Below are 20643 nucleotides of genomic sequence, written 5' to 3' on the forward strand. Positions count from 1 at the left end.
TTTATCACAGGGCCCTTCTTTAGTATTGTGCTGTTTCCGGGCTACTTGTTTTCATTTCTAGCAATCGAATCCGCCTCTCCTCGATTTCTTGGGCCAATTCACGAATCTTGGCTCGAAATGAGCTTAGTTCTTTTATGGCAAGCAAACTGGGAAGATTTCGTCGCCGAAGAATTTCGCCTCGGGTCAGCAGCGCTGCTTCTGTAAGGGACAGCAGGAAGAGATTATTTGTGTTACCAGCCGCACGCCAGGCTTCTCGGGCTTGGCTTGCCCATGCATGCTGTTCGCAGGCGTCGCCCGGAAAGGTGATTCCAGCGCGCAGCTGCTTAACCTGCGCCAGAAAGTGATCTGGCTCTAGGGCTTCGTTCAGAGTCGTGAACTGGTCGTCTGTAAAGTGAAGTGGTGTGGGCGCACCCGTTTGCTCCATGATCGGCGGCGGCATCTGGATCAGAGCGTTTGCGCGGTCATGAGCCGACCAGCGAAGCAATGGCTCCGTTAGCGTTGTCCACTGAGATGGCGACAGCACCGATGACAGCGGAACCAATACCGCGCAGTCGGCGTAGCGTAGCGTGTACTGTTTGCCGTTTTCAGCAACGATGAAGATGAAACGCCGTAGATGCTGAGCGAGTTCGGATAATGGAAGCGCGGACTCGATGATCGATAGATGCATCGCCGGTTTGAGCGCGTTGACCAACTCCATCATGCGATCGAGCGATCCCCCCTCGTATGCCGCCTCGATGTCGATCAGAAGGGGACTAACTTCCAATGCCTTGGCCTCATAAATCGGCTCCAGCCATGTCGGCCGACTGTCCGCTGATGGTTCGGTGTATTTTGCGGACGACTCTTGGAGCAAACCGTTGTCGACCAGGAGATACGCATAAACCTCAGATTTTTCGCTGCTCATTCGGCCTCCACCATAGGGCTACGCATGCGCGCCGCTGCGAGCATGCAGGGAATGCAGATGTTGTGATGCGGTAGTTCGTCGGCGAATTGCGTCGTGCGCGACTGTTGTTTGAATGTCTGGTGGTCGGCGGCGTAGATGTGGCTGTTTCCAGTTGTGTAGCCGAAGATGCCCTCGGCGCTGACTTGCAATTCGCTGCCCCCGCCGTAGATCCGTACGCCTTGCCTCGCCTTGATGTTGATCCAGTCCGTGGTGCTGATGATCTCGAGAACCTTCTTGGCAAGCAGTTCTATTGCACCGTCCTGGGCGTCGATCTGAACGGGACCTTTCGCTGCGATGTTCTTGATCCCACCGTCGTTCGCGAATACACTCACGCCCTTGGCCGAACGTAGAACGATGTCGTTCCACCCGCCGTGAAAGTGGTATCGGCAGCCGTAATAAGGTCCGCGTTCTTCTCAGCGCCCAGTGCCAGATTTTCCTGGCTCGCAATGACAATCCCTGCGGGGCCACTGACGGCGACAATGGGTGCGCCACCTCCCCCAGCGGTATCGCGTGAGACCACATTGGTGCCTTGATGCAGATTCCTGAGCTTGTCCACCAGCCCAGCCAATTCAGGACCAGCGGCGCGATCTTTTGAGTGCGTCTCAGCCAGTTTCGATAATTGGTCGGCGATATTGCGCAGGCCATCTGTCAGACCGATCAATTCGTCGCGGTCGAGCTGGTTTCCTTCGGCTTCGTTGCTGGCTTTCGCAGTGATCAGTACTCCCTTGCCGCCGCGCACCGCCACGGCCTTGTCGCTACGCAGTTCGGCGCCTTCGCCGCGTGGCCGGTGTCGATTGTCCCGCGGCTGGGTGAGCCAACCTAGGTTCAGCTGGGATGCCCCGTCGTCGCTTGCGAGTTGGGCGCTGATCTCGCGCGGCGTGTCGTCAAAGCACAGCTGGTTGGCGCGTCCGCCCCGGATTTCCTGGCTGCGCATTCCTGACAGGACGCGGGTCAGCGGGAGATTGGCGCGCGAACTTAGCGGTGGGGGCAGCGCCCGCCCATTGAACAGCTGGCCGATGATGATCGGCTTATCCGGATCCCCGCCGAGAAAGGCAACCAGCACTTCGGTCCCTACACGTGGCAGCGCAAGCGTTCCACAGTGTGAGGTCGAACTGCCAGCCCAATTCGATGCGACGCGGACCCAGGCGGAATCGGACTGGGTGTTGGAGGCACCAGCGCCGTATGCATGCTTGTGGTCGGCGGGGCGCGTCGCTGGAAAGCGAATTTTTACCCGTCCAAGCGAATCGCAGTGTATCTCTTCATTTTCCAAGCCGACCACGATGGCGCTTTGCAGGCCGGGATCGGGCAGGTCTGTTCGGGGATCAAACGCCGGCACGATGGGGACGGAGCGGCGTACGGCCTCGAATCGCATATGGAACCGGACCGGGCTGCCCTGGGTTGCGAAATCAAATGATGAGCCGTCACGATATGGCGCGTCCAGCCAGGAGTTCCGATCGAACAGGCGTTGTATGCGTGCCTCGAGCCCTTGCGGCAGATTGTTTTGCGCTGCCAGTTCGACTGAGGTGATAACGAATTCACGATCCGCCGCATCATGGCGATCAATTTCAGGGTGATCGGCAAGAATGAAGTATTCACCGGCGCAGAAGTCGCGAACGCTGCCTTCGCCGTGAAAGCATTTGGTTTCCAGGTCCTTGCGCCTCATGTACAGCGTGCCCAGGCGGACCAGTTCGTCCACATTGTCGCCTACGTGTGGCGGATCGATGATGTATTCGTTTAATCCCGCGGCCAAAACGTTCCCGGACAGTCCCTGGTCGGCCCGGCTCTGGGTGTCGGTTGCCATGAATGTGGTGCCGTCCGGATTTTTATAATCCCAGCTGAATCGGGTCGCGCTTCCCGCCTGTAGCTTTCGAACCGCGCCCCAGCGCGTAATCGTGTCGCGTTTTTCTGTCGCGGCGTCGCGGTGGTAGTGCACGCTGCCGGCCGCGTTCTGGTCCAGTGCCCGCTGGTCGTGGAACAGCACGAGGGTGTGGGCCGGATATGAGTCGTCCTGATTGCGCTGTTGCCAGGAGCGGTTGCGCCCGACCCGAAAGAACCAGCCGATCCCTGCGCGCGCCAACACGCGCCGCAGGAAGGCCGAATCGGATTCATTGAATTGCAGCGTTTGTTCGCGTTCCCGAAATAAATCGTGGTTGAAGTTGGGTGCAAATTCGTAATCGAAGGCGCCGATCAAACCTGTGTTGATGTGCTGCCATTCGCCCAGGATTGTTTTAACGACCTGGGGCCAGCTCATGTGGCGGAAGACGCGCGTATTCACCCGGTTTCCCATGATTGCCAGTGCGTCGCGAATGACGATCTGGTAGCTGGCGATCGCGCCGTCGCTGTCGCCCGAACTGGCTTCGGCTACCAGGCCACTTATCTTGCGAAGCTGGCCTCGGTCGGTGACGAACTGGAGGGTTGCGGGAACGCCGATGAATTCCTTCAGGGCCAAGGTGTTCGAGGTGGCGACGCAGTTCACGCAATAGGTGAAGCCGTCACAAATTGCCTCCTTGCCTGTGACGAACTGGGGCAATAGAACGTCGTCGGCAAGTTGCTGGCGAGGGGCGAGCGTCAACCGGATCGCCCTGGTATTCACCTTGAGCTGCTTCTGCTTGAGCATGAAATTGACGAAATCGTTGTCGCTTCCCACAGCCGCCTCCAAGATTGTCTCGGAACAAGCTTGAATGGTGGCACGTCACAACTTTCTGTTTTTGATAGGCAACAACGGGAGCGACCCGACGGGATTTCTTGTGCTACTTGTTCTTCTGGAATTGTTGTATTCTCAGCTGTTCGGCCAGCCGAGCCGTTTGCCTTCACGACAACAAAAAGCAGCGTTGGGGAGAGGAGATGAGCAGACTCATGTCGCGGTTTTTCGCATTTTTCAAGCGGATGTCGGTCGTGCGGCCCGGGATTGCAAATGGCGTTGCGTCGCGCCGGATTTTTCTGGCCGTAGTTTTGGCCCTCGCGGGCTTAGGGGGACAGGTTGCGCCCGTCGGAGCCCAGTCGCGCCCCCCGGAAATCCAGCACTGGGTGGGGACCTGGGGCACCGCGCCGGCGGGCCCGGCGGTGGCGGCTCAGATGATGACGCTGAACGACGCCACGCTGCGCCTGATCGTCCGCACCAGCATCGGCGGCAACCAGGCGCGGATTCGCGTTTCGAACGAACTGGGCGCGACGCCTCTGCGTATTGGCTCGGCACATATCGCGCTGCGCGACACTGCCGCGAATATTGTCGCGGGATCTGATCGAGTGCTCACCTTCAGCGGTATGCAGGCAATGATTGTTCCGCCAGGCGCGGCGGTGCTGTCCGACCCGGTTGACCTGAACGTGCCCGCAATGTCGGAGCTGGCCGTGAGCCTGTACTTGCCCGGCTCGGTGCAGGCATCCACGTCCCACGGCTCGGCCTTCCAGACCAATTACGTTTCGCAGCCAGGTAACTTCACCGGTTCGGTTACGTTGCCGGTCGAGCGTACGATCATGTCGTGGCCGTTCCTGACGGAAGTGGACGTCAATTCTCCGGGTAGTGCGGCGCTTGTGGCATTCGGGGATTCGATCACCGATGGCGCCAATACCACGCTCGACACCAACCGCCGCTGGCCCGACCTGCTGGCGCTGCGCCTGCATGGCGCGAGTGCGACGGCCGATGCCAAGATCGCCAATGACAGGCGGGGCGCAGGCGCGAACGGCCGGCTCGGCATGGTCAATCGCGGTATCGGCGGCAACCGCCTGCTGCGCGATCCGGGCGAGCAGCCGATGTTCGGCAAGTCGACTCTGGCGCGCTTTGATCGCGATGTGTTGGCCACGGCCGGCGTGCGCCACATGATTGTGCTGATCGGTATTAACGACATCGGTCACCCGGGCACGGGCACAATTCCCGTTTCGGACATGCCGACGCTAGGCGAGATGATCGCGGGCTACCGCCAGTTGATCGCCCGGGCTCATGCAAAGGGCATCACTGTGCATGGCGCGACGTTAACGCCGTTTGAGGGCACGCGCTTCGCAGGCTACTACACGCCGGAGAAGGAGGCGCTGCGCGTGGCCGTGAACAATTGGATCCGCACCAGCGGCGAGTTCGATTCAGTGATCGATTTCGACGCCGCGGTGCGCGACCCCGATCATCCGGCACGGATGCTGGCGGCTTACGACAGCGGCGACCACCTGCACCCGAGCGATCAGGGCATGCAGGCGATGGCCAATGCGATTCCCTTGGCCTTGTTGGCGGGCAGCGGCCAGCCTTGGGCCGGCACGCGTTCCAGGTAATCGCTGCGCCAGCTGTTTCAATGCTCAGGCAGCGTGCGGCGCGGCGGAGCGGCGGCGCAGGGGATGCGCCGCTGCGCCTTGCATTTCGGGTTCGAGCAGACTGCAAACCGCTTCGACCACGCGGGCCGGGGGAATCTTGGCCAGGCAGTCGTTATGGCCTTCTGGACACACGCTTTTCAAGCAGAAGCGGCATGGCACGTCGTGGTACAGCACGCGATGCCGCACTTGCCACGGCGTATGCTGCGGGTTGGTCAGCGCGTACAGGTCGACCAGCGGCGTGCCGACCGCGGCGGCGATGTGTGCCGGCCCGGTATTGTTCGAGACCGCGATCGTGGCCAGCTTGAGCGCGGCGCCCATTTCGCCCAGCCCGAGCATGCCCGTCAGCGAGTGCACGGGTACGCCGCTGGCATCGCGGATTTCGTCGGCCAGCGGCGTCTCATGCGCGGCGCCGGTGACCACCATCGGCCAGCCGAGCCGATCGGACAGCTGGCGGATCAGTTCGGCCCAGTGCCGCGGCGGATAGCGGCGCGAGGGGGCGCTGGCGCCAGGGTGCAGCAGGATCCACGGCTGGCCCTGTTTGATGCCGAGTTCCGCCAGCCGCTGGGCCACCCGGTCAAGATCCGGCTCGCGCAGGGCGAACGAGAGCCGGGTGATCTCGGTGCGGCAGCCAATGCTGGCGACCAGGTCGAGTTGGCGCCGTACCTCGTGCCGCACCAGGCGTTCCGGCTCGGTTTCGGGCGCCCAGTCGGTCAGCATCCGGTACGGGTTTTCGCGGCAGTGGGCCAGGCGCAGCGGGATGCCGGCCAGGTGGCACAGGAAGGCCGCTGGCAATGCGCTTTGGCTGTACGAGGTGAAAATGACGGCGGCGTCGAACCGGTGCGCGCGCAGGCGCGCTGCAAAGGCGATGTCGGCCTTTGGCGGGTGCGTGGTGCTGCTCTTGATCCATGGCGCCTCGTATTCCAGGACCCGCTCGACCTCGGGCAGGTAGGGCGCGACGGCGCCGCCGCCGGGGGAGGCGAGCAGGGTCAGCGCGCGGCCAGGAAGCGAGTCGCGCAGCGCGCGCATCGCTGGCGTGCACATCAGCACGTCGCCGAGGGAGTCGAGCCGCACGCACAATACCCGGCGTGCCTTGTTCCAGGACGGCTTCATCGCGTGTCTGTGTGTTCCGTATGGCTGGCGATCAGCACCGCTGCCGAATAGAGGTCGGGCGCGATGCGGGTGGGGATGCGGCGTGGACCGAGGTGCCATTCGGTCTCGTTGCCGTTGTCGATCAATACCGTGCGGCAGCCTGCCCGGTTGCCCGCTTCAATGTCGTGCAGGATGTCGCCAATCATCCACGACGCGCTAAGGTCGATTTCATAATCCTGCGCCGCCTTGAGCAGCATTCCGGGCCGCGGCTTGCGGCAATGGCATTGGACCGCGTAGCGGGCGACGGTGCCGTCGGGGTGATGCGGGCAGTAGTAGAAGTGCTCGAAGAACAGGCCTTCACGGAACAGCAGGTCGCCCAGGCGGTAGCTGACGGGCGGCATGGCGTCCTCGCCAAAATAGCCGTAGGCGATGCCGGACTGGTTGGTGACCACGAAGAAACGAAAGTCGAGCTTCGCCAGCAGGCGCAGCGCCGCGCCGGCGCCGGTGGTCAGCATGATGCGGCGCGGTTCGACGTTGTGGGGAATGTTTTCGACCAGCGTGCCGTCCTTGTCGAGAAAGATTGCTTTCATGTCAGGGCCACGAGGTTTCCTGCGCGGGCAGCACGGTCAGTTCGGCCACCACGCTCGATGGCGGCAGCAGCAGCACCGAGCGAATCGCCTCGGCGACGTTGACTGGATCTTGCAGCCGGTCCGGGTCCAGGTCGGGAAAGCGGTCGAGCAGGAACGGCGTGCGCATGCCGCCGGCGATCACGGCGGTGACGCGGATGTTGTGCGGACGCAGTTCGGCGTGCAGCGCGTGCGACAGCCCGAGCAGGCCCCATTTGCTGGCATGGTAGGCCGCTGCGTTCGGCCAGGCGCGCTTGGCAGCGGTCGAGGCGACATTGACAATCTGGCCGCCGCCGAGCTGGCGCATGTGCGCGGCCACGTGCTTGGCCAGCATGAACGGGCCGTTCAGGTTGGTGCCGATCACGCGCAGCCAATTCTGATCGGAAATTTCCTCGATCGGCAGGGTGACGTCGGTCCCGGCGTTGTTGATCAGCACGTCGAGCCGGCCCATCTTCTCGACCGCTTCCGCGATCGCGCGCGCCGCCGCCAGCGGCTCGGCGACGTCGAACGCAATGGTGTGCACCCGCCCGCCGAGTTCGCGCAAGCGTGTTGCACAGGCTGCCAGCGCATGCGCGCGCAGGTCGGTGGCGACGATATCGGCGCCGCTTTCCGCCAGCAGCGTGGCCAGCGCCGCCCCCAGGCCGCTGGCGGCGCCGGTGATGAAGATGCATTTGCCGGCAAGATCGGGTGCTGCGCGTGCTGCGGTCGATGCCATGGGTTTCTCCTAAATGGATGACAGGTCGGCCCGGGCGTGCCGGGTTTCCTCGAGTACGGAGGCGTAGATCGCGGCGGCTTGCTGGGCCACCGCACGCCAGGTGTAGTGTTCGTAGGCGCGGCGCAGGCCGGCATTGCCCATGCTGCGCGCGAGCAGGGGATCGTGGTGCAGGACGGCGAGCCGCTCGGCCACTGCCTGCGGATCGCGCGAGGGGATCAAGAAGCCGGTCAACCCGTCCACCACGGTGCTCTTGATGCCGCCCACTTCCGAGCCGATCACCGGGCGCGCGCAGGCCATCGCTTCCACCGGGGTAATGCCGAACGGCTCGTACCAGGGCGTGGTGACGAAGGCGTCGGCGGCGCCGTAGAAGTAGCGCAGCTCGCTGCGCGGCTGTTGTCCCGTGAAGCGCACGTGTTCGCCGATGCCGAGCTGGCAGGCGAGGGTGCGCAGGCGGATCATTTCGGGACTGTCGCGGCCGTGGCGCTGGTCGAAGTCGCCGCCGACCACCAGCAGTTCGGCGTCGATCCCATGGCGGCTGCGCAGCATCGCCACGCCCTGGATGACGGTGTCCACGCCCTTGCGCGGCACCATGCGTCCCAACTGCAGCACGATGAACTTTTCTTGCGCCAGGCCGAGCCGGGTGCGTGCCTCGGGCGCATCGACCGGCCACAGTTCTTCCGGATCGAAACCGCACGGCGCGACCGCGATGCGCTCGGGCGCGGCGCCATACAACTGCTCCATGTCCAGCCGGTCCTGGGCGCATTCGGCGATGATGCGGTCGGCCTGGCGCATCAGCATGCTTTCGATGCGCAGGCGCGCCGGCGGAAAGGCGTCGGCCGCGCCTTGCGCCAGGCGGCGCACGTGGCCCAGGGCGTGGAAGGTGATCACGAACGGGATGCCAAGCAGTTGCTTGAGGTGTTGGGCCACCATGCCGGACATGAAGAAGTTGGCATGCACGATGTCGTACCGGGCTTGCTGGCGGCGCGCGAAGCGGGTCACGAAGCGGGCGAAGGCCTGGATGTAGGGCAGCATCTGCTCCTTCGGTACGTAGTGCGCCGGCCCGGCCGGCACGTTGATCACCCGGATGTTTTCGCGCCAGTGCACCAGCTGCTTCTGGGCCAGCGCGTCGCGCCGGGTGAAGATGTCGACCACGTAACCGGCCAGCGCCAGTTCGCGCGCCAGGTGGGCGACGTAGACGTTCTGGCCGCCGCAGTCGATGCTGCCCGGCGCCGCCAGCGGCGAGGCGTGGTCGCTGACGATGGCGATGTGGCGTAGCGCCGGGCCGCCCCCGCCGCCCGTGACGGGTTTTTCCAGTTTCATGCCCCCTCCTGGCCCGTAACCTGGCGCAGCGCCGCGTCCCAGTCCGCGCTGAAGCGTTCGATGGAAAAGCGTTCGAGCGCGCGTTTGCGCGCACCTTGCCCCAGTTCGCGCGCGAGAAGCGGATCGCGCAGCAGCTCGCGCATGTGCTCAACCAGCGTGGCCACGTTGGTGTCGATGTAGCCCGACACGCCGTTCTCGATCACCGTCGCCATCTCGGCGGTGGCCAGCGCAACGATCGGCAGGCCGGCCATCATGGACTCGATCACGGCCAGTCCCAGGCTCGAGTAGCGGATCGGGCTGAACAGGAAGCGGTAGCGCGCCGCGAACTCCGGCAGCATGCCGTGCTCGATTTCGCCGAGCCCGCCCAGCGCCTCGGCCGCCATGCCGACCAGTTCCAGCGGCAGCTGCGCGCGCACGTGCAGGAACAGGTCCGGTCCCATCCGGCGCCCACGCCGGTCGAGGTGGTTGGTAATCACCAGCCCCCGTTCCAGCTCGCCGCTGTAGCGCACGCCGTCCGGGATGCGCACGCCGTGCTCGATCACGCGGGTCGGCGTGCGGCCGTTGTCCCACATCAGTTCGTTGAAGCGGGTGACGTGCACCAGCAGCACGTTGGGGTCGTCGACCGGGTGCAGGGTGTCGGTCGGATGCGCGCGCGGCGGGTCGTGCTCGAGGTAGATGCGCGGCAGAGCGCGCTGCGCCGGGCTCAGGAATTCGTACTGGTCCTGTTCCCACTGGTGGTCGTCCTGGAACAGGATGCAGTCGACCTGCCGGTCGCGCGCCGCTTCGACCGGCAGGTCGTGCACGTTGTCGCCCCAGGGAAAGGGGCCGCAGCGGCCACCGTAGCCGGGCGGGCGGCCGGGCTTGGACAAGACATGGAACTCGTGTGGCGCCTGCGACAGGTAATACAGGTAGCTTCCGTGGGTATGCCAGGTCAGCACGTTCAGGCGGCGCATGGGATCCTCTCAGGCAAAGCGGACGCGGTAGCGGATCGCGCCGGCAAGCCGCCAGAACACGGCCAGGGGCGGGATCAGGACCGAGGTGATCACCATCTCGGTCACATGGGCGGGCGTTTTGACGGTGCCGGCCAGGCGCCGCACGCAAAAGCGGCCGGTGAGCGCCAGCCAGAGCAGGGCGGCCACGGCTGCCACCCGGGTGCTGCCGGCCAGCAGGGCGCCGCACGCGGCCAGCAGCGCGCCCACGATCAGGTGGTAGTCCCAGCGTGCGCGGCGGGCGATCCGTTCGCGGTACAGGCGTGGATGTTTCTTGTAGAGCAGAGCATCGAACGCGATCTTCCTGATCTGCAGCAGGCTCACGCCCCACGGCGCCGGCCGTACCGGGTGCACCACCAGCGCCTGCGGTGCATGCACGACCCTGGCGTGCATTTCGAGCAGGCGGAAGTGCAAATCGCTGTCTTCGCGCCAGGGCGCGGTGAAGCGTTCGTCGAAGCCGTCCAGCGCCTCCAGCACGCTCTTGCGGCAGAAACAGTTGGCGGTGACGAATTGCGCATCCTCCAGCTCGCGCGCGTTGCGCTCGTAGTCGGTGGGCTGGTCCGGCAACGGCATTTCGATCCGCCCGCACAGCGCGTCCACGCCATCAAGGAACGCACCCAGGCCGGCCGCCAGCCAATCGGGGGAGGGCACAGTGTCGTCGTCGGTGAAGGCGACCAGCGGCGCTTGCGCCGCGCGCCAGCCGCGGTTGCGCGCGGCGGCCGGGCCGTGCGGGCCGGCATTGGCAATGTAGAACAGGCGCGGCCCGCCGCGCAGGGCGGTGCGCAGGCGCCAATTGGCCACCAGCCGCAGCGTGTCGTGGCTCGGCCCGTCGTCGACCACGATGACTTCGAAGCGCGACGGCGCCAACGTCTGCCGCGTCAACGCGTCCAGGCAGCGGTCGAGCAGGTCTTGCCTGCCGCAGGTCGGCACCACCACCGACACGCCGATAGCGGCCGCCGCCGTCGCCGGCGAAGTTGCTTGCATGTGTTCTCCTTGGAGGTCGTTTCAAAATGAGCATGGCTGCGTTGCGGCTCCTCGCCGTGCAAACGCACGGTCTTCGTCGCCGCGCCTTGCCCTGCTCATTTTGAAACGACCTCTTCTACGATGACGATGCCCCGTGCCGTGCCAGGTCCTGGTCCTGCCGCTGCTGGAGCAGCCACAGGCGGGCGTACAGGCCCTTGCGCCGCAGCAGTTCCGCATGCGTGCCGCGCTCGACGATGCGGCCGCGCTCCATGACGATGATGGCGTGTGCATTGACGATCGTGGACAGCCGATGGGCGATGATGAGAGTGGTTCGATTGCGCGATAAACGGTCCAGTTCCTGCGCAATCGCGTGTTCTGAATCCAGGTCAAGCGCGGACGTCGCTTCGTCGAAGATCAGGATCGGCGGGTTCTTCAGGATCGCCCGCGCGATCGCGATCCGCTGCTTTTCGCCGCCGGAAATCTTGACCCCGCGCTCGCCAACCGCCGTGTCGTACTGTTCCGGCAGTAATTCGATCAGGTCGTGCAGATGGGCCGACTTGCTGGCAGCGATGATTTCCTGGGTTGTGGCGCCAATGCGGCCATAGGCGATGTTGTTGCTGATCGTGTCGTTGAACAGCGCGGCGTCCTGCGGCACCACGCCGATCGCCCGGCGCACGCTGTCCGGGCTGAGCTGGCGCGTATCCTGGCCGTCGATCAGGATGCGGCCACGGTCCGGGTCGTAAATGCGCAGCAGCAGGCGCGCCAGGGTCGACTTGCCGGAACCGCTGCGCCCGACCACGGCCAGCGTCGTGCCGTGGGGAATGTGAAAGCTCACATCCGACAACACCGGCCGCCCCGGTTCGTACTGGAAATCGATGTGTTCGAACACCACCTCGCCGGGACCCGCCCGCAGCCGCGGCAGGCCGGGCGTCTCGGGAATGTCGGGGCGTTCGCGCAGCAGCGCGAACAGGCGCTCGGCGTTGACCCAGGCATCGCGCGCCTCGCGGTACACGAAGCCGAGCGCGTTGAGCGGCAGGCACACCTGCAGCGCGTAGGCATTGACCAGCACCAGGTCGCCCACGCTCATCTGGTGAGCGATCACTTGCGCGCCAGCCAGCAACATGATCGCCGCGACCCCGAACGCGACCACCGCGCTCTGGCCCACGTGCAAGGCAAACAGCGCGCGCTGGTTGCCGATGCCCGCTTCCAGCCACCGGTCCATGATGTCCGCAAAGCGTTTCGCCTCGACTGCTTCGTTGGTGAAATACTTGACGGTGTCGTAATTGATCATGCTGTCGCCAAGCTGGCCCTTGGCGCGCGAATCGAGCTTGTTCACGCGCCGCTGGTACAGCACGCGCTGGGCGGTGAACGCCAGCGTGAAGCCGGCGTAAAGAATGAACGTCACGACGATGATCACCGAAAAGCTGGGCGCATAGCGGTCCAGCATGACCGCCAGCACCAGTCCGATTTCGACCAAGGTCGGCACCGCCGTGAACAGCCCGACCCCGAGCAGGAAGGCGATGCCGTTGGTGCCGCGGTCGATGTCCGGCAGCAGGCTGCCGATCCGGCGCTGGGCGTGAAAGCGCGGGCCGAGTGCGTGCAGGTGGGCAAACGCCTGCTGCGCGTAGGCGGACACGGTGGAAAGGGTCACGCGCGCAAACAGCAGGTCGCGCCACTCGTTGAACAGGGTCGCAGCAAAGCGCATCAGCGCGTAGCCCATCAGCAGGTAGCCCGGCAGCGTGGCGGGCAGGGGGGCATGCGAGAACGCATCGATGATGCGCTTGAGCACAAGCGGCACCGCCACGGTCGCGACCTTGGCAATGATCAGCAGTGCGACGGAAAGTGCGATGCGCCAGCGGAATTGATGCATCACGCTCCACAGTTCGGCGCCCATGCGGCGCCAATCGGCGTGTTGGTCAGCGTTCTCAGCCATGTATCGCGGTCCGGGGGCAATGCTCGTTGGACAGACGGCGGCCCCTTCGCTCCGCAGTGGATTCCTGTGGTGGCTCAAACAGTGTTCAATTTTTTAGGGGAACCCGCGTGTGCGGCTTGCAAAGCGGATGAGGCGCGCTATGGTGAGCAGCAGTTCGCCCGACGGGAGCTGCCATGTACACGCTCGGTATCAACGCCGCTTTCCATGACTGTTCGGCCTGTCTGGTCAGGGATGGCGTGGTGCTGGCGGCGGCCGAGGAGGAACGGTTCACGCGCATCAAGCACGGCAAGCGGCCGGTGCCATTCACGGTGTGGCAACTGCCGTTTCACGCGATCGGCTACTGCCTGCAGGAAGCAGGCATCGGCTTGCGCGATGTCGACCACGTGGCGTATGCGTACGATCCGTCCCTGCAACTGGGCGCGCGCGGCACGATTGGAAGCATCGCGTTGCCGCTGGAGCCGTCGCGCGAGCGCGCAAGCGCGCCGTGGGAAGAGCTCGGGCTGTGCTATGTCGTCAACGCGCCGCGCCAGCTCGCCGGCGGCGCGCCGCACCACCTGGGGCACCTGTTCGCCGGCGCCAGCCCGGATGGGCCGTTCCGCTGGCATTTTGTCGAGCATCACCGCGCGCACGAGGCGAGCGCCTGCCTGGCGTCGCCGTTTGATGAATGCGCGGTGCTGGTCATGGACGGGCGTGGCGAGCGCGCCTGCACCAGCTATGGCCTGTACCGCGACGGGCGCTATACGCGGATCGGCCAGGTCGACTTCCCGCATTCGCTGGGCCTGTTGTACGAGGACGTCACCAGCCACCTGGGCTTCTTGCATTCGAGCGACGAATGCAAGGTGATGGCGCTGGCGTCCGGTGGCAGGCCGTCCTGGCTGCCTGCGTTGCGCCGGCTGGTGCGCTACCGCGGTGGCGGCCGCTATGAAGTCGCGCCGGCCGACCTGCACGAGTTGCTGGGCCCGGCCCGCCGGCGCGGAGGGCCGATCGACCAGCGCCACCTGGACATCGCCAGCTCCCTGCAGGCGGTGCTGGAGGAAACGGTGTTGCAGCTGGCCGAATGGCTACACAAGGAAACCGGCGCCAGCCGCCTGGCGATGGCGGGCGGGGTAGCGCTCAATTGCGTACTCAACTCCTGCCTGCGCGAGCGCGGCCTGTTTTCCGAAATATGGGTGCAGCCGGCCGCGGGCGATGCCGGCACCGCGCTGGGCGCCGCGTTGTGGGTCGATCGCGCCGAACGAGGCTGTGCCGAGCGTGGCTGGACGATGGAGCATGCCTTTCTCGGCCCGCAATATGCGATTGATGCGATCGAAGAGGTGCTGCGCGAAACGCGATTGCCTTACCGCCGCCCGCCGGATCTTGCTGCCACCTGCGCCGATCTGCTGGCAACCGGCAAGGTGCTCGGATGGTTTCAGGGACGCATGGAGTTCGGCCCGCGGGCGCTGGGAGCGCGCTCGATCCTGGCATCGCCGCTGGACGCGGGCATGCAGGAGCGCCTCAACCAGATCAAGGAGCGCGAGGACTTCCGCCCGGTGGCGCCAGCCGTGACGGAAGAAGCGGCGGACGACTGGTTTGTCGGCGGCGCGCGCTCACCATTCATGTTGTTCGTCGAACGCGTGCGTCCGGAGCGGGCCGCGCGCATCCCGGCCGCGCGGCACGTGGACGGGACGGCGCGGGTGCAGGCCGTGAACCGCGAGCGGCAACCGCTGTTTCACGCGCTGCTCACGGCGTTCGGCAGCCGTACCGGGGTGCCGATGCTGGTCAACACCTCGTTCAACGTCCGCGGCGAGCCGATCGTCTGTACCCCGCGCGACGCGCTCGCGTCGTTTTGCACCAGCCCACTCGATGCGCTCGCGATCGGGCCGTTCCTGCTCGAAAAGCAGGCGATGATGGGGACGGCCGCATGACGGTTGCCCCCCACAAACGCATCCTCGTCACCGGCGGCGCGGGGTTTCTCGGCTCGCACCTTTGCCGGGCACTGGTCGAGCGCGGGCACGACGTGCTGTGCGTGGACAACCTGTCCACCGGCAGCGAGCGCAACATCGCCCCGCTGCGCGCGCTGCCGAACTTCCGGCTGCTGCGCCATGACGTGGCCATGCCGTTCCTGGTCGAGGCCGACGAAATCTACAACCTCGCCTGTCCCGCGTCGCCGCGGCAATACCAGACCGATCCGGTGCAGACCACCCGCACCAGCGTGGTCGGCGCCCTCAACCTGCTCGGGCTCGCGCGGCGCCAGGGCGCGCGCATCCTGCAGGCATCGACCAGCGAAGTGTATGGCAACCCGGACGTGCACCCGCAGCCGGAAGACTACTGCGGGCGGGTCGACCCGATCGGGCCGCGCGCCTGCTATGACGAAGGCAAGCGCTGCGCCGAGACGCTGTGCATGGATCACCGGCGCCAATACGGATTGACGGTGCGTATCGCGCGCATCTTCAACACCTACGGCCCGCACATGCGGCCCGATGACGGGCGGGTGGTCTCGAACTTCATCGTGCAGGCGCTGGCGGGCTCGCCCATCTCGATCTATGGCGACGGCAGCCAGACGCGCTCGTTCTGCTACGTGGACGATACGGTGGCCGCCTTGCTGCGCCTGATGGAGGCGCCCGGACACGTCTGCGGGCCGGTGAACGTCGGCAACCCGGAAGAGGTGAGCATGCGCGCGCTGGCAGAGACGGTACGCGCGCTGACCGGATCGCGCTCCGAGATCATCCACTTGGCTGCCGTGTGCGACGATCCGCAACGGCGCCGGCCGGACATCGGCATGGCGCAGCGCGAACTGGACTGGTCCCCGCAGGTGGGCCTGCGCGAAGGGCTGGAACGCACGATCGAATACTTTCGCGGCGTGCTGGCGGAGGAGGGCACCGGTTAGCGTGACTCGGGTCGCAAGGCGAGTGCGGTCGTGCGGCGTATCGGAGGCGTAGGGTGGGCGGCTCGTTCGTCGGGCATTTCGCCCGACTCACCCCACGCGTTCAAGCAGAGCGTGAATCAACCGAACGCATAGCGGCGTTGACGCGCCGGCTGGACGCTTGCGCACGCGGCTCGCGAACGTCGCGTAAAGAAGCGGCCGCCGCAAGCCTGCATGTGTTGACCGCGTGCGCACAGGTGCGCACCCTACGCCGCAGCGCTATGGCGCCTTCCTGCCCGCCTCTCACCCCTTATTCGAAAATCCCGTATCGTCATCCATCTTCTCGTCCGCTGCGAGCTTATTGGCGCCACCCGGACTTTTCGGGTAGCCGCCGGCCACATCGTTCGACTGATGGACGCCGCCTTGCGCCTGTTGCTGGTTGGCGTGGATTTGCGCGCCGGTCAGGTGCGTGTCACGCGGTTGCGGCCACGGGCCACTGTTGCCCGGGCTGCGCGGCAGGCCGCCCGCCGCATCATTCGACAGGTGCGCCTCCGGTTCGCCCTGCGCCGATGCCCCCGGCTTGCGCTTTTCCTTGTCCTTGTTGCCGGCCTTGTTGTTCTTTTTGCTAAGTTGATTCGAGTTCATGTCGCCTCCTTTCGCACCCATCATGCGCGCCAGCTCCTAAGGCCAGTATAGGAAGACGTAGCGGGGCCGTGTAGGACTGAAACGGACGAGACGTTGATGACCGGAAGTGAGGTTTCGGAATTGCATTTTCTGTCGCGCGAAATCCTACAAAGTCATCTGAATACGTCCTATACCCTCATCCATCCCGTGTGCCTAAGATGAATTTGACCGATCGGTTAGCGGTGAGTGCCGCTGGCGATCGCAGTCCTTAGCCTGCCGCAGGACGCGGCGGTTTGTACAAGTGAAGGGAGAAGACCATGGCTTCAAATCAAGGCAACAAGCAAAGTGGTAACCAAGGTAACAGCCAAAGCAGCGGCACCCGCAACCGCGGTTTCGCGTCGATGGACCCGCAGCGCCAGCGCGAAATCGCCAGCCAGGGCGGCAAGGCAGCACACGCCAAAGGCACCGCCCACGAGTTCACCTCGGAAGAGGCACGCCGCGCAGGTAGCATGAGCCATGGCAACCGGCAGTCCGCCTCCGCGAGCACCGGCAGCACATCGCGGACCTCGACCCGCACCACGGGCGGCGGCCACCAGGGCGGCAGTGGCGGCAGCCACCAGGGCGGCAGCGGTGGTAGCCGCGGTGGCTCGCACGAGTAGGGGCCATCGGCGCGGCGGCGCCGTGACGGTAGTACCACACGGGGAGTAGCAGCTCCCCGTTTTTGTTTCTGATACCACACAAAACGGCGATGGGATGCGGTAGAATCGCTGCGCCTTTGTCAACCAACTTCCGAGGAAAATCGTCGTGAAAACGGTCATTCGCCAAGTCAAGAGCCTGTCCATGTCCTGCGATCGGGTCGGCAACCTCTTGCTGGCCAAGTTCTCCACCGTCGGCGCCAGTGACGTCTGCATCCAGATTCCGGCCAACATCATTTTTTGGCTGCTCAAGCACCTGCCAGTCAACCAGAATCCCTACCTGCAGGCCCCGCCGCCGCCCCCGACGATTGACCAGCGCGATTGGGAGAATCCCTACACGCCGCGCGCGTTCACCGTCAACTGCAAGGAAATGCCAGGCGCGCTGCGCATGACCTTTAACCTCGACCGCAAGCCGGACCTGACCATCGTGCTCGATCCCAGCAACGTCGAACTGATGCGCCAAGTGATGGTCCTGTACACCAAGGACCTGATCGATCTCGACGCCGCGTAAGGAGACACCATGCCGATCAAGATCAGCCAGCATTTCGACTCCGGTGCCATCGAAGTCGTGGACGCGACCAATCCGCGCCAGATCGACTTGAAGCTGCGCAGCGACAACAACGCCGACATCCACCAGTGGTTCCACTTCCGCCTGCAGGGCGCACGTGGCCAGGCCTGCACGATGCGCTTCCTGAATGCCGGCCAGGCGACCTACGCCAAGGGCTTCGAGGGTTACCAGGTGTGCGCCAGCTACGACACCGAAAACTGGTTCCGCGTGCCGACCACCTTCGACGGCCAGGTCATGACCGTCAACCACACGCCTGAACTGGATAGCGTCTACTACGCCTACTTCGAGCCCTACACTTGGGAGCGCCACCTGCGCTTGCTGGGCGAAGTGGCCGAAAACCCGATTGCGCGTGTGCACGACATCGGCACCACGGTCGACGGCCGCGACATGAACCTGGTGGTGATCGGCAACCCGGCGGCGGAAAAGAAGATCTGGGTGATCGCCCGCCAGCATCCGGGCGAAACGATGGCCGAATGGTTCGTCGAAGGCATGATGGACGCGCTGCTCGACAGCGCCAACCCGGTCGCGCGCAAGCTCCTGCAGCGCGCCGTGTTCTACATCGTGCCGAACATGAACCCGGACGGTTCGGTGCGCGGCAACCTGCGCACCAACGCCGCCGGCGCCAACCTGAACCGCGAGTGGATGACCCCGTCGGCCGAACGCAGCCCTGAAGTGCTGTGCGTGAAGAACAAGATCCACGACATTGGCGTCGACATGTTCTTCGACATCCATGGCGACGAGGCACTGCCGTATAACTTCGTGGCTGGCAACGAAATGCTGCAGGATTTCACGCCGGAGCGCATGGCGCGCCAGAACGCGTTCGTCGAGCAATACATGGCCGCCAGCCCGGATTTCCAGAACGTCTACGGTTACGCCGCCAGCAAGTACAACGAAGAGCTGCTCACGCTCGCATCGAAGTATATCGGCCACACCTTCAAGTGCCTGTCGCTGACCCTGGAAATGCCGTTCAAGGACAACGCCAACCTGCCCGACCCGCACACGGGCTGGAACGGTGCGCGCAGCGCCGCGCTGGGCGCCGCGATCCTGCAGCCGATCCTGGGCTCGCTGGACTGATTGCCGCCGTGGGCGTCGAGATCGAGCGCAAGTTCCTGCTCAAGGGTGACGCCTGGCGTGCGCTGGGCACCCCGGTGCTGCTGCGGCAAGGTTACTTGTGCTCCGATCCGGCGCGCACCGTGCGCGTGCGCATCGAAGGCGACCAGGGCACCCTCACCATCAAAGGCAAAAGCACCGGCGCCACGCGCGGGGAGTGGGAATATGCGATTCCCGTATCCGAGGCGGCCGAACTGCTTGATACGCTGTGTGAACGCCCGCTGATCGAAAAATACCGGCGCCGCATCGAACACGCCGGCCATGTCTGGGAAGTCGACGACTTCCTTGGCGACAACGCCGGCCTGGTGCTTGCCGAAATCGAACTGGCCTCTGAAGGCGAGGCGTTCGACAAGCCCGACTGGATCGGCGCAGAGGTCACGGGCGACCCGCGCTACTTCAATTCCAGCCTGATCCGTTTTCCCTTTTCCCTCTGGAGCAAGCAGGTATGATTGATGCGCGCCGCCGTCTGGCCCTCGGACTTTGCCTTGCGCTGTACGCGTACACCGGCCATGCGGCGCAGCCTGCGCAGTCATATTTTCCGCCCGCATCTAGCTGGGCCAGTCGGACTCCGGCCTCGCTCGGCATGGACCCGGACAAGCTGCTTGAGGCGGTCAAGTACGCGCAATCGCACGAGACCGAACGCGCGCGCGATTTTTCGGACCAGGAAGCGACCTTCGGCCCGCCCCTCGGTTCGCTGCCGACCACGCGCGCCGCGACCAACGGTCTCGTGATCTACAAGGGTTACGTGGTCGCGCAATTCGGCGACACCGGTTTTGTCGATCCGACCTATTCGGTCGCCAAGACCATGCTGTCGACGGTGGCCGGCATTGCCCTGCGCGACGGGCGCATCGCGAGCCTGACCGATCCGGTCGGCAAGTCGGTGAGCGACGGCGGCTATGCGTCGCCGCACAACGCCGCCATCACCTGGAAGCAGCACCTACAGCAAGAGTCCGAGTGGGAAGGCAGCATGTGGGGCAAGAATGCCGATTTCATCGGGCGCGAGGGGTTCGGCGCGGGCGCGCGCAAGCCGCGCACGTTCCAGGCACCGGGCACGTATTACGAATACAACGACGTGCGCATCAACCGCTTTGCGCTGTCGCTGCTGCGCGTGCTGGACAAGCCGGTGCCGGACGTGTTCCAGCAAGAGGTAATGGACGTGATCGGCGCCTCGAACACGTGGAAATGGGTGCCGTACCACAACAGCTATGTCGACCTGAACGGCAAGCGGGCGGCATCGGTCAGCGGCGGTACGCGCTGGGGCGGCGGCATGTGGATCAATTCCTGGGACCTGGCGCGTTTCGGCTACCTGTGGCTGCGCGGGGGCGCGTGGAACGGCAAGCAGATCCTGCCGCCGTCGTACGTAAAGGAAGCCCTCACGCCAAGCGAGCACGGGCCGGACTATGGCTACCTGTGGTGGCTCAACACCAAGGGCAAGAACCTGCCCGGACTGCCATCGACCGCCTTCGCGGCAATGGGCGCGGGCAATAACGACATTGTGATTTCGCCGGAACACGATCTGGTGATCGTCTGGCGCTGGCATGCCGGGAATCCGGCCGAGTTCGCGAAACGGGTGATTGCGGCGATCCGCTGAGTGCAGGGCGAAGGGGGGCGGGGCCGCCGAGGACCTGTGCGCACGCGGTCACGGCTTGCAGGCTCGCGGCGGCGCTCCCATGACGCACCGTCCGCACCGCGTGCGCACAGGTCCTCGGCGGCCCCGCGCCCCTACGGCGTCGCCGGCCGCATGCGGTAGCTGACCAGAAACCTGGCTTTCCGGGTTCTTTGCATGAAGTTGTTCCGTCAACATAACGTGAGAGGGAATACATGCGTTTGCGAACATTGCATGGTCTGTCGGCGCTGCCCAAATACAAGGCCACCTTCGCCAGCCAGTCCTGAATTCTGGCGCAACGCGTTAACTGGGGGGCGTAACGTGGGC

19 protein-coding genes are annotated in these 20643 nt (G+C 64.9%); 8 read left to right on the plus strand and 11 right to left on the minus strand.

Annotation, left to right across the window (positions count from 1 at the left end):
• Window positions 1-19 precede the first annotated feature (19 nt).
• The 3 genes from E4O92_RS06330 to E4O92_RS06340 are packed head-to-tail and all read right to left on the minus strand — an operon-like array spanning window position 20 to window position 3587.
• Window positions 20-901 carry a DUF4123 domain-containing protein gene (locus tag E4O92_RS06330; RefSeq protein WP_135188906.1) on the minus strand — a complete coding sequence of 294 codons (882 nt, stop codon included), beginning with the start codon at window positions 899-901 and terminating at the stop codon, window positions 20-22.
• Window positions 898-1272: a DUF2345 domain-containing protein gene (locus tag E4O92_RS06335; protein ID WP_167759713.1), complete on the minus strand. Its 375-nt coding sequence runs from the start codon at window positions 1270-1272 to the stop codon at window positions 898-900. The genes E4O92_RS06330 and E4O92_RS06335 overlap by 4 nt, the downstream gene beginning before the upstream one ends.
• Complete coding sequence (locus E4O92_RS06340; protein ID WP_135188908.1) at window positions 1269-3587, minus strand: type VI secretion system Vgr family protein; 2319 nt, start codon at window positions 3585-3587, stop codon at window positions 1269-1271. Before E4O92_RS06340 ends, E4O92_RS06335 begins: the two co-directional genes overlap by 4 nt.
• A 197-nt stretch (window positions 3588-3784) precedes the next feature.
• Here E4O92_RS06340 and E4O92_RS06345 point away from each other — a divergent pair, with 197 nt between their 5' ends.
• Window positions 3785-5197 (plus strand): SGNH/GDSL hydrolase family protein, encoded by a 1413-nt coding sequence (locus E4O92_RS06345; RefSeq protein WP_135188909.1) that lies wholly within the window; start codon window positions 3785-3787, stop codon window positions 5195-5197.
• 24 nt (window positions 5198-5221) lie between these two features.
• Here E4O92_RS06345 and waaF read toward each other — a convergent pair whose 3' ends face one another.
• The 7 genes from waaF to E4O92_RS06380 all read right to left on the minus strand — a co-directional run bounded on the left by waaF (window position 5222) and on the right by E4O92_RS06380 (window position 12871).
• Window positions 5222-6346, minus strand: coding sequence for a lipopolysaccharide heptosyltransferase II (gene waaF, locus E4O92_RS06350; RefSeq protein ID WP_135188910.1), 1125 nt, complete (start codon window positions 6344-6346; stop codon window positions 5222-5224).
• Window positions 6343-6915 (minus strand): D-glycero-alpha-D-manno-heptose-1,7-bisphosphate 7-phosphatase, encoded by a 573-nt coding sequence (locus E4O92_RS06355; protein ID WP_135188911.1) that lies wholly within the window; start codon window positions 6913-6915, stop codon window positions 6343-6345. Before E4O92_RS06355 ends, waaF begins: the two co-directional genes overlap by 4 nt.
• A 1-nt stretch (window position 6916) precedes the next feature.
• Window positions 6917-7666 carry an SDR family oxidoreductase gene (locus E4O92_RS06360; RefSeq protein WP_135188912.1) on the minus strand — a complete coding sequence of 250 codons (750 nt, stop codon included), beginning with the start codon at window positions 7664-7666 and terminating at the stop codon, window positions 6917-6919.
• 9 nt (window positions 7667-7675) lie between these two features.
• Window positions 7676-8986 carry a glycosyltransferase gene (locus E4O92_RS06365; RefSeq protein ID WP_135188913.1) on the minus strand — a complete coding sequence of 437 codons (1311 nt, stop codon included), beginning with the start codon at window positions 8984-8986 and terminating at the stop codon, window positions 7676-7678.
• Window positions 8983-9939, minus strand: coding sequence for a glycosyltransferase family 4 protein (locus E4O92_RS06370; protein WP_135188914.1), 957 nt, complete (start codon window positions 9937-9939; stop codon window positions 8983-8985). Before E4O92_RS06370 ends, E4O92_RS06365 begins: the two co-directional genes overlap by 4 nt.
• 9 nt (window positions 9940-9948) lie before the next feature.
• Window positions 9949-10959, minus strand: coding sequence for a glycosyltransferase family 2 protein (locus E4O92_RS06375; protein ID WP_135188915.1), 1011 nt, complete (start codon window positions 10957-10959; stop codon window positions 9949-9951).
• A 115-nt stretch (window positions 10960-11074) separates the two neighbouring features.
• Entirely contained in the window at window positions 11075-12871 is a 1797-nt protein-coding gene (locus tag E4O92_RS06380) for an ABCB family ABC transporter ATP-binding protein/permease (protein ID WP_135188916.1), read from the minus strand.
• A gap of 173 nt (window positions 12872-13044) precedes the next feature.
• Between E4O92_RS06380 and E4O92_RS06385 the strand changes: the two genes are divergently transcribed.
• A complete protein-coding gene (locus E4O92_RS06385; protein WP_135188917.1) occupies window positions 13045-14775 on the plus strand; it encodes a carbamoyltransferase family protein in 1731 nt (576 codons plus the stop codon).
• The gene (locus E4O92_RS06390; protein WP_135188918.1) at window positions 14772-15737 is read left to right on the plus strand and encodes a UDP-glucuronic acid decarboxylase family protein; all 966 of its coding nucleotides are present in this window, start codon (window positions 14772-14774) and stop codon (window positions 15735-15737) included. Before E4O92_RS06385 ends, E4O92_RS06390 begins: the two co-directional genes overlap by 4 nt.
• A 279-nt stretch (window positions 15738-16016) precedes the next feature.
• On the opposite strand, the gene E4O92_RS06395 is transcribed toward E4O92_RS06390, so the two are convergent.
• The gene (locus E4O92_RS06395; RefSeq protein WP_135188919.1) at window positions 16017-16358 is read right to left on the minus strand and encodes a hypothetical protein; all 342 of its coding nucleotides are present in this window, start codon (window positions 16356-16358) and stop codon (window positions 16017-16019) included.
• Window positions 16359-16654: 296 nt separating this feature from the next.
• Here E4O92_RS06395 and E4O92_RS06400 point away from each other — a divergent pair, with 296 nt between their 5' ends.
• The 5 genes from E4O92_RS06400 to E4O92_RS06420 all read left to right on the plus strand — a co-directional run bounded on the left by E4O92_RS06400 (window position 16655) and on the right by E4O92_RS06420 (window position 20301).
• Window positions 16655-16996, plus strand: a complete 342-nt coding sequence (locus E4O92_RS06400) for a KGG domain-containing protein (RefSeq protein ID WP_135188920.1) — start codon at window positions 16655-16657, stop codon at window positions 16994-16996.
• A 145-nt stretch (window positions 16997-17141) separates the two neighbouring features.
• Window positions 17142-17543: a hypothetical protein gene (locus E4O92_RS06405; RefSeq protein ID WP_229483094.1), complete on the plus strand. Its 402-nt coding sequence runs from the start codon at window positions 17142-17144 to the stop codon at window positions 17541-17543.
• 9 nt (window positions 17544-17552) lie between these two features.
• Window positions 17553-18674, plus strand: coding sequence for a M14 family metallopeptidase (locus tag E4O92_RS06410; protein WP_135188921.1), 1122 nt, complete (start codon window positions 17553-17555; stop codon window positions 18672-18674).
• Window positions 18675-18682: 8 nt separating this feature from the next.
• Window positions 18683-19159 carry a CYTH domain-containing protein gene (locus tag E4O92_RS06415; protein ID WP_135188922.1) on the plus strand — a complete coding sequence of 159 codons (477 nt, stop codon included), beginning with the start codon at window positions 18683-18685 and terminating at the stop codon, window positions 19157-19159.
• Entirely contained in the window at window positions 19156-20301 is a 1146-nt protein-coding gene (locus E4O92_RS06420; protein WP_135188923.1) for a serine hydrolase domain-containing protein, read from the plus strand. Before E4O92_RS06415 ends, E4O92_RS06420 begins: the two co-directional genes overlap by 4 nt.
• Window positions 20302-20643: the final 342 nt, after the last annotated feature.

This window comes from Massilia horti, assembly GCF_004614195.1.
Classification (GTDB): domain Bacteria; phylum Pseudomonadota; class Gammaproteobacteria; order Burkholderiales; family Burkholderiaceae_D; genus Telluria; species Telluria horti.

Coding starts and splice junctions, on each gene's coding strand:
- E4O92_RS06330 (WP_135188906.1), bottom strand. CDS start 901: ATGAGCAGCGAAAAATCTGAGGTTTATGCGTATCTCCTGGTCGACAAC.
- E4O92_RS06345 (WP_135188909.1), top strand. CDS start 3,785: ATGAGCAGACTCATGTCGCGGTTTTTCGCATTTTTCAAGCGGATGTCG.
- waaF (WP_135188910.1), bottom strand. CDS start 6,346: ATGAAGCCGTCCTGGAACAAGGCACGCCGGGTATTGTGCGTGCGGCTC.
- E4O92_RS06355 (WP_135188911.1), bottom strand. CDS start 6,915: ATGAAAGCAATCTTTCTCGACAAGGACGGCACGCTGGTCGAAAACATT.
- E4O92_RS06360 (WP_135188912.1), bottom strand. CDS start 7,666: ATGGCATCGACCGCAGCACGCGCAGCACCCGATCTTGCCGGCAAATGC.
- E4O92_RS06365 (WP_135188913.1), bottom strand. CDS start 8,986: ATGAAACTGGAAAAACCCGTCACGGGCGGCGGGGGCGGCCCGGCGCTA.
- E4O92_RS06370 (WP_135188914.1), bottom strand. CDS start 9,939: ATGCGCCGCCTGAACGTGCTGACCTGGCATACCCACGGAAGCTACCTG.
- E4O92_RS06375 (WP_135188915.1), bottom strand. CDS start 10,959: ATGCAAGCAACTTCGCCGGCGACGGCGGCGGCCGCTATCGGCGTGTCG.
- E4O92_RS06380 (WP_135188916.1), bottom strand. CDS start 12,871: ATGGCTGAGAACGCTGACCAACACGCCGATTGGCGCCGCATGGGCGCC.
- E4O92_RS06385 (WP_135188917.1), top strand. CDS start 13,045: ATGTACACGCTCGGTATCAACGCCGCTTTCCATGACTGTTCGGCCTGT.
- E4O92_RS06390 (WP_135188918.1), top strand. CDS start 14,772: ATGACGGTTGCCCCCCACAAACGCATCCTCGTCACCGGCGGCGCGGGG.
- E4O92_RS06395 (WP_135188919.1), bottom strand. CDS start 16,358: ATGAACTCGAATCAACTTAGCAAAAAGAACAACAAGGCCGGCAACAAG.
- E4O92_RS06400 (WP_135188920.1), top strand. CDS start 16,655: ATGGCTTCAAATCAAGGCAACAAGCAAAGTGGTAACCAAGGTAACAGC.
- E4O92_RS06410 (WP_135188921.1), top strand. CDS start 17,553: ATGCCGATCAAGATCAGCCAGCATTTCGACTCCGGTGCCATCGAAGTC.
- E4O92_RS06420 (WP_135188923.1), top strand. CDS start 19,156: ATGATTGATGCGCGCCGCCGTCTGGCCCTCGGACTTTGCCTTGCGCTG.